The organism is Mesorhizobium sp. 8 (genome assembly GCF_006351905.1).
GTDB classification, from domain to species: Bacteria; Pseudomonadota; Alphaproteobacteria; order Rhizobiales; family Rhizobiaceae; genus Mesorhizobium; species Mesorhizobium composti.
Window position 1 is genome coordinate 4,441,210 of record NZ_CP040914.1, and the last position, 12,363, is coordinate 4,453,572.

Here is a 12,363-nt window from a genome sequence, read left to right on the forward strand (position 1 = left end):
GCATCGAGCTCGGAAATCGAGGCAAGAATCGATGCGGCGGTATTCTTGGCGCGCTGCTCGAATACGGTCTGAATTGGCGGAACGAAAGCCGTGGTCGACCGTTCTCAGTCCAGCTGGTCACAGTGGCTATGCAAGGCTCGCTCATCCTCATAGGAGCGGGTTTTTTTCGTGGCATCGAATCTGTCCTAAACCCCGTCGAAACTGGAGGAATACGCATGCCGAAGAAAGCAACCAAGGGCCTCGAGGATATGTTCCTGGACGGACTCAAGGACATCTATTACGCGGAAAAGAAAATTCTCAAGGCGCTTCCGAAGATGGCCAAGGGCGCCGAGTCCGAGGAAGTCGCGGCCGCTTTCGAGAAACACCGCGAACAGACGGAAGAACAGGTCGAGCGGCTGGAGCAGATTTTCGATTCCATGGACAAGCCCGCCCGGGGCAAGACTTGCCCGGCCATCGACGGCATCATCGAAGAAGGTTCGGAAATCCTGTCGGACTACAAGGACGCTCCGGCGCTCGACGCCGGCCTCGTCGGCGCGGCGCAGGCGGTCGAGCACTACGAGATCGCTCGGTACGGCACGCTTATCGCCTGGGCAGAGCAACTCGGCATGAAGGACGCGCTACAACTGCTCCGCAAGACCCTGCAGGAAGAAATGGAAACCGATGAGGCGTTGACGAAGCTCGGCGAGCAAGGCGTCAACGAGCGAGCCATGCAGGAAGCCGCTTGACATCCTCCAAGCCTCCAAGCTCCGGACCTGGCGTCCGGAACTTTCCCATTCATGGAACATCATGGAAAAGCTCTTCTCGCGCTTCGCCGACGCCGTCTCGCGTTGGACGGGTCGTCCAGCCGCCTTTGCGCTTTGCATCCTGGCCGTGGTGGCATGGGCTGTCAGCGGTCCGGTCTTCGGTTTTTCCGAAACGTGGCAGCTCGTCATCAATACCGGAACAACGATAGTAACATTTCTTATGGTATTCCTGATCCAAAGCACCCAGAACCGCGACGGCGCGGCCGTCCAGGCGAAGCTTGACGAACTCATCAGGTCCGGCCGCGCCAAGAACGACTTTATCGGCATCGATCACCTGACCGAGAGCGAGGTCGCGGAATTCCGTGAAATGTGCGCGCGGGCGAAGGAGAGGTCCGAAAAGCGTACTGTTGCGGCCTGACCGATGGCGTGAGCGAAGTCCTTTGAAGACGGACACACGGCAGGTCATAACTGGTCCAAACCAACGCGGATGCATGCGGCGTCGACGTCCCCGATGGCGGTAGCAGCCCATTTATCCGGCAGAGCGGTGATGTCTGGAGTCCTTCGACCGACGCGGTTGGCGATACGGTTCCGACGCGGTCTTGGCTCGTACAATGCCGCGTCGACACGGCGGATTATCTCGACGGGATTGATTACATCCATCTGGAACGGGATATTCGTTGCGCTCCGCTGCCTACGAGCTGGACTATTGTTCGGGCACGTCGCGCTCGTTCTTGCTTCATCGCTCAAGGTCGTCGATTGCCACGCGCCTTGAAAGCGCGGGGGCCGGCGGCCATCTATGCGGTCATGCCGTTACCCCGAAAATCCGCCGCGCGTGACAGCACCGTTCAGGGCGATCTGTTCGGCTCCGCGCTGCAAGCGCCGAAAGGCTTTCGTTATCAGCCTGATCTCATCGCGCCTGCAGAAGAAACCGAACTCTTGAGGCACTTGGAAAGCCTGCCTTTCCAGCCCTTCGACTTCCATGGCCATCTCGCCAATCGACACGTCGTTGGCTTCGGCCTGCGTTATGACTATGACCGGCGGCGCGTGGTCGAAGCGCCGCCTATCCCCGAATTCCTGGTGCCGCTCAGGAGCAAGGTCGCCGCCTTGCGGCTCGACCCGCCGAGGCCTTCGCCCAGGTTCTCATCAACGAATACCGTCCCGGCGCCGGAATCGGCTGGCATCGCGACAAACCGCATTTTGCCGAGATCGTGGGCATCTCGCTCTTGGCGCCTTGCGATTTCCGGCTGCGTCGACGGACCGACAGCGGCTGGGAACGGCATACGGTGAGTGTCGAACCCAGGTCCGCGTATCTCGTGGCCGGACCGGTAAGGACTGATTGGGAGCACAGTATCCCGCCAGTCGATGGGCACCGTTTCTCGATCACCTTCCGAACGTTGCGGCCGACGGACTGATCTTTTCGTGGTTGGAACCCTGCGGCGCCGCTTCCGTTTGTTGTCCAGCAAAGCAGGAGGCAACAGTGCCACCGGGAGGCAAATCGAAATATACCGACAGGCAGGAATGCAAGGCCGACCACATCGCCCAGGGCTATGAGAAGCGCGGCGTGTCGGAAGCCGAACGCAGAGCCTGGGCGACCGTCAACAACGACGACGCGCCAGCAAAGGCGCCGCGGCAAGCACACGGGTCATCCCGCGGCCCCACAAGAGCGGGAAAGGGCGGCAAGGCGGCGGTTTTCCCCGTGCGCGGCCGATTGTTTCTCGGCAAAGAAGGCGGCCGCGACGTGCAAGCGCAAAGTTAGATATGCCGATGCGATCGAAACTGCTCAGTAAGGGCGACGGCGTCAGGACCTTCGTCGTCGTCCTCGATTCCGGCGAGGAGGCCTTCCGGTCGATTTCTGACTTCGCCGCACGGCAAAACGTCACGGCGGCCGGAGTGACCGCGATCGGCGCCTTCGAAAGCGCAACGGTCGGATGGTTCGATTTCGCATCGAAGACCTACCGCAGGATTCCGGTTGCCGCGCAGTGCGAGGTGTTGAGCGCGATCGGCGACATCGCGGCGGGCGATGACGGCGAACCCAGCCTGCACTTGCACGCGGTGCTCGGCCTCTCGGACGGATCCACCCGCGGCGGCCACCTGCTGGAGGCCATTGTCCGCCCGACGCTCGAGGTGATGGTGACGGAAACGCCCGCTCACCTGCATCGAAGAAAAAGGCCGGAGCTCGGCATTGCCCTGATCGACCTGTAGCCTGGACATGTCTTGATGCCGTCCACAGTGATCGAGAAGAGCACGTATGATCCAGTGACGCGGACGATGAGCATTTGGTTTAGGATCAGCGGCCGACGCTATGATTACGAGGACGTGCCGCCGGAGACCTACGCCGCCTACCGCGCTGCATTTTCAAAAGGCCGCTACTTCAACAGGTTCATTCGCGATCGGTTTCCGCATCGATGGATACCGGACATGCAGTAGTCGCCACTTGTATCTACATCGCGGATTTCCACCCGCATTCTGATGCGCTCGCCGGAACGGTTCGACCGCTCATGGATTGAGTGAGTTCAACCCTCAGGGAGAGTTTCCATGGACCACAGCAACCACGTTCGGCTCACAGAAGCGGAACTGAACCCCGCCAACCTCGAAGGCGCCACGATTTATGGGCCGGGCGACGAGAACCTCGGCTCCGTGTCGCATGTTCACGGCGCCGGCACGAGCGCGCAGGTGATCATAGACGTTGGCGGCTTTCTCGGCATAGGCGCTAAGCCTGTCGCGGTTCCCGCCAGCCAGCTTGATTTCATGCGCGACGAGGACGGCGATGTCCACGCGGTAACGCCCTGGACCGAGAACGAGCTCAAGAGCATGCCCGAACACAGGGATTGATCTCGAACCGGTAGGAGGCACCTCATGCCCGACAACGACATCAAGACCACGCCCAGCAATCGCGACACGCCGCCGATGCGTTCACCGGACGGCAACGATCGTCGAAGCCCGAGCAAGGCAAGCGCGGGCGACGACAGCGTGCAGGCGCCTGCTGCACCCAAGACCAGCGGCGCATCGGCAAAGGACGCAGGGCTGTCGAAATCCAGCGTTGCCGATCGAAATCCGGAAGACAAACGCGAAGCGGGAGCAACGGCAAGGCCTACCGACGAACGAGGCGGGTTGTGATCTATGAACCGATCAGTGGTAGCGGCAGTTGCCTGTGCGGCGCGGTGCGTTACACGCTCACGGATGCGCCGCTGCGGACAGGCGTCTGTCACTGCTTGGACTGCCGCAAGGCGAGCGGCAAGTCATTTTATCCCGTTCGGGGTCTGGCCCACGAGTGAGTTCAAGTGCTCCGGCAAGATGAAAGCCTTCGCCAAGCGCAGTTTTTGCCCAGCCTGCGGCTCCCGCATCGCCTGGCTTCGCGATGGAGAGGCGAGATCCTGTTGGGTCCCTTGATGACGCGCCGACAGGCATTGTGCCCGAATACGGGCTTTGGACCAGTCGCCGAGAGGACTGGATGAATCCTTTTCCCTGGGCGGAACAGTTCGACAGCCGTCCAGCTAGCTCGGTCACCCGTCGGCGATTTCGATCCAAACCGGAGCATGATCGCTCGCCTTCTCCCAGCCGCGCGCTTCCCGGTCGACCTCGGCCGCGACCAGGCGATCGGCTATGGCTGGGCTGAGCAGGAAATGGTCGATGCGCAGGCCCGCATCCCGGGCGAACGCATTCCGGAAATACTTCCAGAAGGTGTAGATGCGCTCGCCGGGATGCAGCGTGCGCAACGCGTCGGTCCAGCCGTGGTCGAGAAGGCGCTGATAAGCTCCGCGGACTTCCGGACGGAAGAGAGCATCGTCGCGCCATCGTTGCGGGGCATAGACGTCGAGATCGGTCGGCATGACATTGAAGTCGCCGACGAGCGCTGCGGGCACCTCTGCCTTCATGAGTTCGGCGGCATAGGCTTCCAGCCGCCCGAACCATCGGAGCTTGTAGTCGAACTTCGGACCCGGCGCGGGATTGCCGTTGGGCAGGTAGAGGCAGCCTACCAGGATTCCTCTTACCGCCGCTTCGAGGTAGCGGCTGTGGCTGTCGTCGGGATCGCCGGGCAGTCCTCTTCGAGTTTCGATCGGGGCCTTTCCCCTGGCGAGAATCGCCACGCCGTTCCAGCTTTTCTGGCCGTGCCAGATCGCGCCGTAGCCGGCCTGCTCGATTTCCCGAACGGGAAACCGCTCGTCAGGAGACTTGAGTTCTTGCAGGCAGACGACGTCGGGACGCGCGGATTCGAGCCAGCGCAGCAGGACTGACAGGCGGCCATTCACGCCGTTGACGTTGAAGCTCGCGATCTTCATCGCGGGACACTACGGATGTCGATCACCCGCCCACCTCGGTATGCTGCTCAGGCAACGCCCTTGCCGCCCGTGACACCGTAGACCTCGCCGTTGATGAAGCTCGCTTCCTGCGAAGCCAGCAGGACGTAGACGGGCGCGAGTTCCGCCGGCTGGGCGGGTCGTCGGAAGTCGCTGTCCTTGCCGAAATTCTCGACCTTCTCGTCGGGCTGGCCGCCGCTGGGCTGCAGCGCGGTCCAGACCGGCCCCGGCGCCACGACGTTGGCGCGGACGCCTTTCTCGATCAGTTGCTTGGCGAGCGCCTTGGTGTAGGCGAGGATCCCGGCCTTGGTCGTTGCGTAGTCGAGGAGGATCGGAGAAGGCTGATAGGCCTGGATCGAAGCCGTGGTGATGACGGCAGCACCCGCCGGTAGATGCGGGACTGCCGCCTGCGCGATCCAGTGCAGGGCGTAAAGGTTCGTCTTCATCGTACGATCGAAATCCTCGGTCGTCAGTTCATCGATCTTTTCTCGATATTGCTGCCTGCCGGCGTTGACGACGAGGATGTCGAGGCCGCCGAGCTCCGAAACGGCCTTCTCGACCATTTCGCGGCACTATGCCTCTTCCTGAATGTCGCCGGGAAGAGCGATAACCTTACGGCCTTCCGCTTCGATCAGCTCGATAACTTCTCTGGCATCCGCCTCCTCTTCCGGAAGATAGGAGATCGCGACGTAGGCGCCTTCCCGTGCAAAGGCGATGGCCACTGCCCGGCCGATGCCGGAATCGCCGCCCGTGACGAGCGCCTTGCGGCCTTCGAGTCGACCGGAGCCGCGGTAGCTTTCTTCGCCATGGTCCGGCACCGGATCCATTTTTCGTGCAAGGCCCGGCATCTGCTGCGGCTGTTTCGGAAAGGGCGGTGCGGGATAGACTTTGCGCGGATCCGGCAATCGGGTCGAACTGCCCACGACGATGTCTCCTTCCGGTTTCGATGTTCGCTGCGACGGAGCGATGCGACAGGCATATCGCCCGCGAACAGTCGAAACGTGGTGACGGAATCTTGGTTCCGCACAGACGGCCCGGGCGGGCGCGTCGAACCCGACCGGAACCAAGTTCCCATGCGGCAACTTCTTGATTGCGACAGCCAGCGTCCGGAGCGGCCGATGAAAATTACGAGCACAGACTTGTGGACCGTCGTTCGTTCTGCGGTGACGGGATTTTTGAATGACAGCGCGATAAGCCATGCGGCGGCGATGGCGTTCTACGCCGCAACGTCGTTGGCTCCCATCTTGCTGATGGTGCTCGGTGTCGCAGCATTCGCTACAGGAAGAGATGCCGCGGAAATCGCGATATCCGCCCAATTGACTGGATTGCTCGGTCCCCAAGGAGCCGACCTTCTGAAGGTGACGGTCGAGAACGCGTCCGCGCACAAGGGCGCTCTGGCTTCCGTTGTCGCCATCGTCACCTTGCTCGTCGGCGCGTCTGGAGTGTTCGGCGAAATGCAGTCCACGCTCAACCTCATCTGGAAAGTGCCGCCGCAAAAGATGTCGCTGTTCAGCCTGGCCCGGACCCGCGTGGCCAGCCTTGGTCTCGTCGCCTCACTCGGCTTTTTGCTGCTGGTCTCGCTGGCAGCCAGCGCGGCGATTTCGGCGGTAGGCGACGTAATCACCTCCAATTGCCCTTCGGAGAGCTCGTGCTGTCAGCGTTGAACACTTTCGTCTCGTTGATCCTGGTCGCTCTGCTCTTCGGCGCGATCTTCAAGATACTACCGGATCGCGCGCTCTCCTGGCGCGACGTGCGGTTCGGCGCGATCGTTACAGCGGTTCTTTTCACGGTCGGCAAATCCCTTATCGGCTGGTACCTGGGGACCACCGCGATCGCCTCGTCTTATGGCGCCGCGGGCAGCCTTATCGTCCTTTTGCTATGGGTGTTCTATTCCTCGGCGATATTCCTGTTCGGCGCTGAGGTCACACGCGCCGTTGCCGTCGGCTTCGGAAGTCGCCGTAACCTGATGCCAGTCAAGATTGGAGAACGACCTCCTGACACGTCCAAAGTGGCAAGTTCGCTTGCGCGCTCTTTCGGAGGTATCGCATTGATTGCAGGAATAGCATCGTTCGCGACGTTGGCATTTCTCCCTCGATGCCATCGACCTAGGCGTCGATGACGCGCCGCTCGCGCACGAAGAGCACTTTCTGCGTTCCGCCGACGTGCGATGCGATTTCCAATATCGTGAATCCAACTGTCGGTCTTGGGAACAGGTTGCACCTTGGAGGGTTCTTCGCCGAATGTTCGAACCTTCATCATACGATGCCTTGACGACAATAGCAGTCGGAGCCGTGATCCTGCTCACGGCTTGGCTGCCGATGATACTGAAGAGGCTGCCGCTTTCCCTGCCAATCGTGGCGATGGCGGCTGGCTATGGGGTGGGTCCGCTATTGTGGTCGGACACCGTGGTGCGCGCAGCGTACCGGCCCGAAGTCATCGAACGGCTTACGGAGTTCGTCATCCTCATCGCGCTGATGGGGGCGGGGCTAAGGATTAAGAGGCCGCTCAGTTGGCGGGGGTGGGTGTCCACCTTGCTTATGATCGCGGTCGCCATGCCTCTGTCGATTTTCGGCATGGCCGCGCTGTGCTGGAGCCTGGCGGGTTTTTCCGCGGCGTCAGCCGTTCTCATTGGAACGGCGCTGGCGCCGACAGATCCTGTGTTGGCAGCGGAGGTCCAGGCCAAACCGCCCGGCGAGGAAGAAGGCGGAGAGGTCAGGTTCGTGCTGACGTCGGAAGCCGGGCTAAACGACGGAGCCGCTTTCCCGTTCGTCCTTCTGGCTATCGGCCTTTCCACCGCGTCCTTCCAGGCGATCTGGCAAAGCTGGCTGCTGAGCGACGTCCTGTTGCGAATCCTTGTCGGCGGTGTGGTGGGGTTTCTGGCGGGCTGGTGTTTCGGGCTTCTGGCGTTCAAGCTACCGAGCCTTGAACTCGCAAAGACCGGGGATGGGCTCGTGGCCGTCGGCGTCACCCTCGTCTCCTACGGCGCGACGGAGATGCTCGACGGTTATGGTTTCCTTGCCGTTTTCATCGCGGCCGTGACTTTGCGGGCGACGGACCGCGGCCATGATTTTCATGCCGCGATGGCCGAGTTCTCCGAGCAGATCGAGCGTATCCTGATGGTGTTGATCATGCTGGTCTTTGGCGCTGCCCTGAGATGGGGATTGCTCGCCCCGTTGGGCTGGCGGGACATTCTCGTCGGCCTTTTGTTCCTCTTGCTCGTCCGGCCGCTCGCCGGCTGGGCAAGCCTTGCCTGGTCGCCGCTCCCAACGGCAGCAAAAGGACTGATCGCGTTCTTCGGCATTCGCGGACTTGGCACGATTTACTATCTGGCCTTTGCGGTCAGCCGAGCGGAATTCGAAGACGCCGGAAGGATCTGGGCTCTCTCCGCCTTCGTCATCATGTGTTCGGTCGTTCTACACGGAGTCAGTTCATCACCCGTCATGAACTGGGTCGATCGACGGCGGGCACGCGTGCAAAAACAGCATGTCACGCCGGACACGACAAAGCCTGAACGCGCGACCGACGACGACGTCGCCGGATCAGCTGCTGACTTCGGCGGGCGCCGTGAGCCTGAAGGATCTTGAACGGAGCCTGCTGTTTACGACATCCTCACTCGCGGCTTACTTGGGGCAGGGATCCACAAGTGTCGATCCGATTGGCTTCAATCGGCCGGCCCGACGCTCGCTCACCAACTCTTCAAGAGAACGCGCCGCGTTTCGCACCTTCTACTGGATCGCCTCGTCGGCATCCAGTTCGTCGTGGCTAGTGGCATACGGCTTCCGATAGCCGATATAGCGGTCGAGTTCGGCATGCGCACCTGCTGGGGCAAGCTTCAAGAATCGGAGCCAGTCGGCCAGCGATCGGCGCACATTCTCCGCTCCCTCGACATCACCATGCACGACCGAGAACAGCCGCCCGGCGAGGTGACGCGGGTAGCCCCAGCCGTTGAGCTCTACCTGCTTGGCGAGCAATGCATCCTTGCCTTGTGTCGGCGACGGATCCGGATTGCCGTCATCGGCGCAGACCAGCCGGTCCATCATCAGGTTCACCGGGAGGAGACTTGGTACCATGGGTGATGATCATCACGCCGTGCAGCGACCCAAAGCGGATAGATCTCGTTCATCCAGTCATGCATCTGGCCGAATGGTTCGGATAGCATGAGCACGGCCAATGGCAAAGTGCCGCCGCGGTTGAGAAGCATGCCTTACGGATTGATGGTGCGGTCGTATTCCGAGGCGAACGGGATAGGTCGAGGATTTCGGCGCCCAAACCAGCTTCGCTCTGGACAGTCGACTGCGTGATCTCTGCCAGCCGATAGCTCTTCGACATCTCACCGGAGCAGGTGTGCTCGCTGCGACGAGCCGTTGATGATGAGGTTCGTCGGCGCCAATGCTTCGTCCACGTATCGTTTCTGGGCTTCCAGCACCGCGTCGTGCGCTGCCCGCCAGTCGACCGAAAGATCGTAATCGGGATCGGCGAATTCCGGCCCGGCCTTGCGCGTGACCGGACTCTCGCGAGAATCCGGTTCGCTGGATATGATATGCTTCTGTCCTGGTGTCAGGCCGCTGGGTCTCTCCGTTGTTGGCCTTCGAGCATAGAAAACCTATTCAAGGGCATGCTCTTGCGCCAGACGAATGCCGACGCCGAACTGGTCGAAGAATGGAGCCTTCCGACCGCGGCCACCTTGGGGTCGTCCGTACGGATACGCGGCATTTTTCTAGAGGTGCGTGCTCGTCTCCCGGCAGCGGCGAAAAAGTTTTTCCATGTCGATGCCCGCGTGCTCGTTCTGCGAATGCCACGCGAGGCTGCTTCCAGCTTTCGAGTCAGCGAGGAACGCTCCGCATTGGCGATGGTCGACGTAAAACCGACGTGGTGCAGAAGCCACTTTTCGTCATAGAGCCCAAGCAGCAGCGAGCCCACTTCAGCCCTGTCGCTCAGGTATCGAACCCGCCGACGACGCAGTCGGCGCTGCGCAAGCGCTAGGACCTTGACCATGGCCCTTTCTCCAGGCCGATACGGCTCGTCGAGGCGCTTCGCGACGATGCCGTCGGTCTTGCCGGAACGGTCAGCCAACCAGGACGCCGCGACGTCGCGATCTCGCGTCTGCGCCGAAAGCCGCGCGCCGTCACCTCCCACAGTCTTCGCAAAATGCTCCAGCGTCGACCTCCGTTCCGAAAGCGGCTTTTCAAAAAGACGCGCGTTATCGGTTAAAGCCAACACGTCGAAGAGGATTGTGGTAGCGGGGGTCTCGATGGACAGTTTCCGGATGCGGCTCTCTGCCGGATGCAATCGCATCTGAAGGGCATCGAAGGAATTTTGCGAACCGATCTCTATGACCAGTTCGCTGTCGACGACAAAGTCGGGCGCTTCAGCCGAGCGGAACGCCTCGACCGTCTCGGGAAAGAAGCGGCTGAGCGATTTCCCCGACTTGGTCCGCAACTCGACGGCGTTCCCATCCTTGAAGACTAGGCAGCGGAAGCCATCCCATTTTGGTTCGAACTGCCACAGCCCGCCATCGGAAGGGATTTCGCTCGCGGTCCTTGCTTCCATTGGAGACGTCGACAGGGGCAAGAGGAAGCGAGACACGGCTCCAGGCTCGCTTGCAGCGGGTATTTAGCGCAGCAGCGCGATTAGGATGATGATCGGGATAGGAACCCCAAGCATCCACAGGAGAACGGAACGCATCTTCGTATCCTTTCGGGTTTCGCTGGATTAGGCAAACTCAGGACATGCGGTCGAACCACCTCGGAATCTCGGTTCCTTCGTCGCGGTGCCTGCCCCCCATGCCGGCTGCCCAGAACGCAGCGGCCGCGCTGATGGCGAGTGAAGCGGCGGCGACGAAGGCCGCGATCACGGCGAAATGCTTCGCGCGTTTGGCCTGCTGCTTGGCTTCGTCGGCTGCCTGCTTCGCATTGGCGACCATCGCGTCGACACGGGCTTTGGCCTCGTCCGGAGAAATGCCGGTTCGCGACGCGATGACTTGGGCCAGGTAAGTCCGGTCAGCTTCCGCGATGTCGCCACTCGCGACACCCCGGGCCACGATCGCCATTGCCTCGTTGCGCGCGTCGGCGGAACTGCCTGCCTCCGGCCGATCGGACCGGAATGCTGTGTCGACCGCCTGCGAGAAGGGAATCGCACCCTTGGCTGTGTCAGCCATTTTTTCGATGGTCGCCTGCGCTGCGCCTCCCGCTGCTGTGGCAGCCGTTGTGGCGGCACCGCCGGCGCTCAGGGCGAGAAATAGGGCGCCGACCAGAACGCCGGTACCCCACGTGACGAGGCCGTGCATTCCGTCGCGCACGTCGGATTCATGCTCGGTCGCGTCATAGGCCCGGCGCCGCATCCGCCCGGTGACGTACCCGCCAGCCATGAAGCTGGAAACCTGCACCCAGACGAGCCATAGTCCCAACGCAATGGCCAGCCCCACCGCAGACATGCCGGTGTTGTCAAATGGGGACGTCAGCGACAATCCGATCGCAGAACCAAAGGTGACGAGAACGAGCGCGATGGCGGAAGCAACGACCGCTCCTGCGAAAACCGCGGGCCAGTCAAGGTAGCTGCGGGAATCCGCGTCTGCATCGCGACGGGCCACGATCGCCGTCTCTTCTTCTATAATGGTCATGGTTGAACCCTTTCGCGAGGCGCCGAAATCTTGCGGCCCAAAACAACTTGCGGCTCAACGCAGCCCGAGGAAGGAAAGGATGAACATGATGATCACGATCAATCCGACGAGATAGATGATGCCGTTCATGATAACGTTCCTGTGCAGATTTATCGCAAAGCAACGTCGTTTGGCTCGCTTAGTTCCGAGTGCGGCTGCATTGAGCAGTCGGGGCATAAGGACCATCAACCCGTCTCTCTTAGGAGCGGAGCTCCCAGTCAGGAGTGAGGAAAGTCCGCAGTGACGTGTTGAGCTTCGCAACTTCGAACGGTCGCGCTGGATTTCTGATGGAGGGGGTGCTCGTCTGGCCGAGACTTCGTGGCCATGCTGGAGCCTCTGGGACCTGACCTCTGGTTTTCCGATGGCGGATCGTTTTTGTGGCGGACTGCGGCAACGGTCGGCAAAACATCCTGGGCATCTCGGCCTTTGGCGGGAAGGCGCAGGAAACCAGCCGTCGGCGTTTACCATGCTGACGACGGAACCGGGTCCAGATGTCGCGCCATCCACGACCGCCAACTCGTGGTGCTGCATTCCGGACAACTTAAGGCAAGGCTCGATCTCTCGAATCCTGAAGATGAGATGCTGCCGCCGCTTCCGGCGGGCTCGCTCGGCGTGGAGACCGTCGGTAGGCATAGCTCTCTTGTCGGCCGATGCCGACATACGC

Annotated in this window: 12 protein-coding genes and 5 pseudogenes; 12 read left to right on the top strand and 5 right to left on the bottom strand. The window is 61.4% G+C overall.

The annotated features are described in order from the left end of the window. The first annotated feature begins 215 nt into the window (after positions 1-215). The 9 genes and pseudogenes from FGU64_RS21350 to FGU64_RS23640 all read left to right on the top strand — a co-directional run. On the top strand, positions 216-725 hold the full coding sequence (locus FGU64_RS21350) for a ferritin-like domain-containing protein (protein WP_180375582.1): 510 nt from the start codon (positions 216-218) through the stop codon (positions 723-725). Positions 726-786: 61 nt separating this feature from the next. Then, entirely contained in the window at positions 787-1,161 is a 375-nt protein-coding gene (locus FGU64_RS21355) for a low affinity iron permease family protein (protein ID WP_139954949.1), read from the top strand. A gap of 386 nt (positions 1,162-1,547) precedes the next feature. Continuing rightward, positions 1,548-2,155: pseudogene (locus FGU64_RS21360) on the top strand (alpha-ketoglutarate-dependent dioxygenase AlkB). A gap of 65 nt (positions 2,156-2,220) precedes the next feature. After that, a pseudogene (locus FGU64_RS23635) lies at positions 2,221-2,530 on the top strand (plasmid stabilization protein). Then, complete coding sequence (locus FGU64_RS21370) at positions 2,508-2,945, top strand: PPC domain-containing DNA-binding protein (protein WP_139954950.1); 438 nt, start codon at positions 2,508-2,510, stop codon at positions 2,943-2,945. The pseudogene FGU64_RS23635 and the gene FGU64_RS21370 overlap by 23 nt, the downstream one beginning before the upstream one ends. Positions 2,946-3,011: 66 nt before the next feature. Further along, positions 3,012-3,170: a KTSC domain-containing protein gene (locus tag FGU64_RS21375; protein WP_246671387.1), complete on the top strand. Its 159-nt coding sequence runs from the start codon at positions 3,012-3,014 to the stop codon at positions 3,168-3,170. A gap of 108 nt (positions 3,171-3,278) precedes the next feature. Beyond that, on the top strand, positions 3,279-3,575 hold the full coding sequence (locus FGU64_RS21380; protein ID WP_139954952.1) for a PRC-barrel domain-containing protein: 297 nt from the start codon (positions 3,279-3,281) through the stop codon (positions 3,573-3,575). Between the two features lie 24 nt (positions 3,576-3,599). Then, entirely contained in the window at positions 3,600-3,860 is a 261-nt protein-coding gene (locus tag FGU64_RS21385; RefSeq protein ID WP_139954953.1) for a hypothetical protein, read from the top strand. 11 nt (positions 3,861-3,871) lie between these two features. Further along, positions 3,872-4,224 (top strand): annotated as a pseudogene (locus FGU64_RS23640) (GFA family protein); the annotation flags it as partial. Between the two features lie 22 nt (positions 4,225-4,246). Here the strand turns inward: FGU64_RS23640 and xth are convergent. Continuing rightward, complete coding sequence (xth, locus tag FGU64_RS21395; protein WP_139954954.1) at positions 4,247-5,023, bottom strand: exodeoxyribonuclease III; 777 nt, start codon at positions 5,021-5,023, stop codon at positions 4,247-4,249. Between the two features lie 47 nt (positions 5,024-5,070). Further along, positions 5,071-5,964 (bottom strand): annotated as a pseudogene (locus tag FGU64_RS21400) (SDR family oxidoreductase). 150 nt (positions 5,965-6,114) lie between these two features. On the opposite strand from FGU64_RS21400, the gene FGU64_RS23780 reads away from it, so the two are divergent. From FGU64_RS23780 to FGU64_RS21410, 3 genes are all read left to right on the top strand, one after another. Beyond that, on the top strand, positions 6,115-6,705 hold the full coding sequence (locus FGU64_RS23780; RefSeq protein WP_281405282.1) for a YhjD/YihY/BrkB family envelope integrity protein: 591 nt from the start codon (positions 6,115-6,117) through the stop codon (positions 6,703-6,705). Further along, positions 6,690-7,160: a YhjD/YihY/BrkB family envelope integrity protein gene (locus FGU64_RS23785; protein ID WP_281405283.1), complete on the top strand. Its 471-nt coding sequence runs from the start codon at positions 6,690-6,692 to the stop codon at positions 7,158-7,160. The genes FGU64_RS23780 and FGU64_RS23785 overlap by 16 nt, the downstream gene beginning before the upstream one ends. A 172-nt stretch (positions 7,161-7,332) precedes the next feature. After that, positions 7,333-8,625 carry a cation:proton antiporter gene (locus FGU64_RS21410; RefSeq protein WP_246671182.1) on the top strand — a complete coding sequence of 431 codons (1,293 nt, stop codon included), beginning with the start codon at positions 7,333-7,335 and terminating at the stop codon, positions 8,623-8,625. A 36-nt stretch (positions 8,626-8,661) separates the two neighbouring features. Here FGU64_RS21410 and FGU64_RS23645 read toward each other — a convergent pair. The 3 genes and pseudogenes from FGU64_RS23645 to FGU64_RS21425 form a co-directional block, all read right to left on the bottom strand. After that, a pseudogene (locus FGU64_RS23645) lies at positions 8,662-9,560 on the bottom strand (NADPH-dependent FMN reductase); the annotation flags it as partial. Positions 9,561-9,598: 38 nt separating this feature from the next. Continuing rightward, entirely contained in the window at positions 9,599-10,591 is a 993-nt protein-coding gene (locus tag FGU64_RS21420) for an ATP-dependent DNA ligase (protein WP_246671183.1), read from the bottom strand. A gap of 172 nt (positions 10,592-10,763) precedes the next feature. Continuing rightward, positions 10,764-11,660 carry a hypothetical protein gene (locus tag FGU64_RS21425; RefSeq protein ID WP_139954957.1) on the bottom strand — a complete coding sequence of 299 codons (897 nt, stop codon included), beginning with the start codon at positions 11,658-11,660 and terminating at the stop codon, positions 10,764-10,766. Positions 11,661-12,363: the final 703 nt, after the last annotated feature.

What these genes read in the sequence shown, in the direction of transcription:
- FGU64_RS21380 (WP_139954952.1), top strand. Translation starts at nt 3,279, where the DNA reads ATGGACCACAGCAACCACGTTCGGCTCACAGAAGCGGAACTGAACCCC.
- FGU64_RS21370 (WP_139954950.1), top strand. Translation starts at nt 2,508, where the DNA reads ATGCGATCGAAACTGCTCAGTAAGGGCGACGGCGTCAGGACCTTCGTC.
- FGU64_RS21420 (WP_246671183.1), bottom strand. Translation starts at nt 10,591, where the DNA reads ATGGAAGCAAGGACCGCGAGCGAAATCCCTTCCGATGGCGGGCTGTGG.
- FGU64_RS21350 (WP_180375582.1), top strand. Translation starts at nt 216, where the DNA reads ATGCCGAAGAAAGCAACCAAGGGCCTCGAGGATATGTTCCTGGACGGA.
- xth (WP_139954954.1), bottom strand. Translation starts at nt 5,023, where the DNA reads ATGAAGATCGCGAGCTTCAACGTCAACGGCGTGAATGGCCGCCTGTCA.
- FGU64_RS21425 (WP_139954957.1), bottom strand. Translation starts at nt 11,660, where the DNA reads ATGACCATTATAGAAGAAGAGACGGCGATCGTGGCCCGTCGCGATGCA.
- FGU64_RS21355 (WP_139954949.1), top strand. Translation starts at nt 787, where the DNA reads ATGGAAAAGCTCTTCTCGCGCTTCGCCGACGCCGTCTCGCGTTGGACG.
- FGU64_RS21375 (WP_246671387.1), top strand. Translation starts at nt 3,012, where the DNA reads ATGAGCATTTGGTTTAGGATCAGCGGCCGACGCTATGATTACGAGGAC.
- FGU64_RS23780 (WP_281405282.1), top strand. Translation starts at nt 6,115, where the DNA reads ATGCGGCAACTTCTTGATTGCGACAGCCAGCGTCCGGAGCGGCCGATG.
- FGU64_RS21385 (WP_139954953.1), top strand. Translation starts at nt 3,600, where the DNA reads ATGCCCGACAACGACATCAAGACCACGCCCAGCAATCGCGACACGCCG.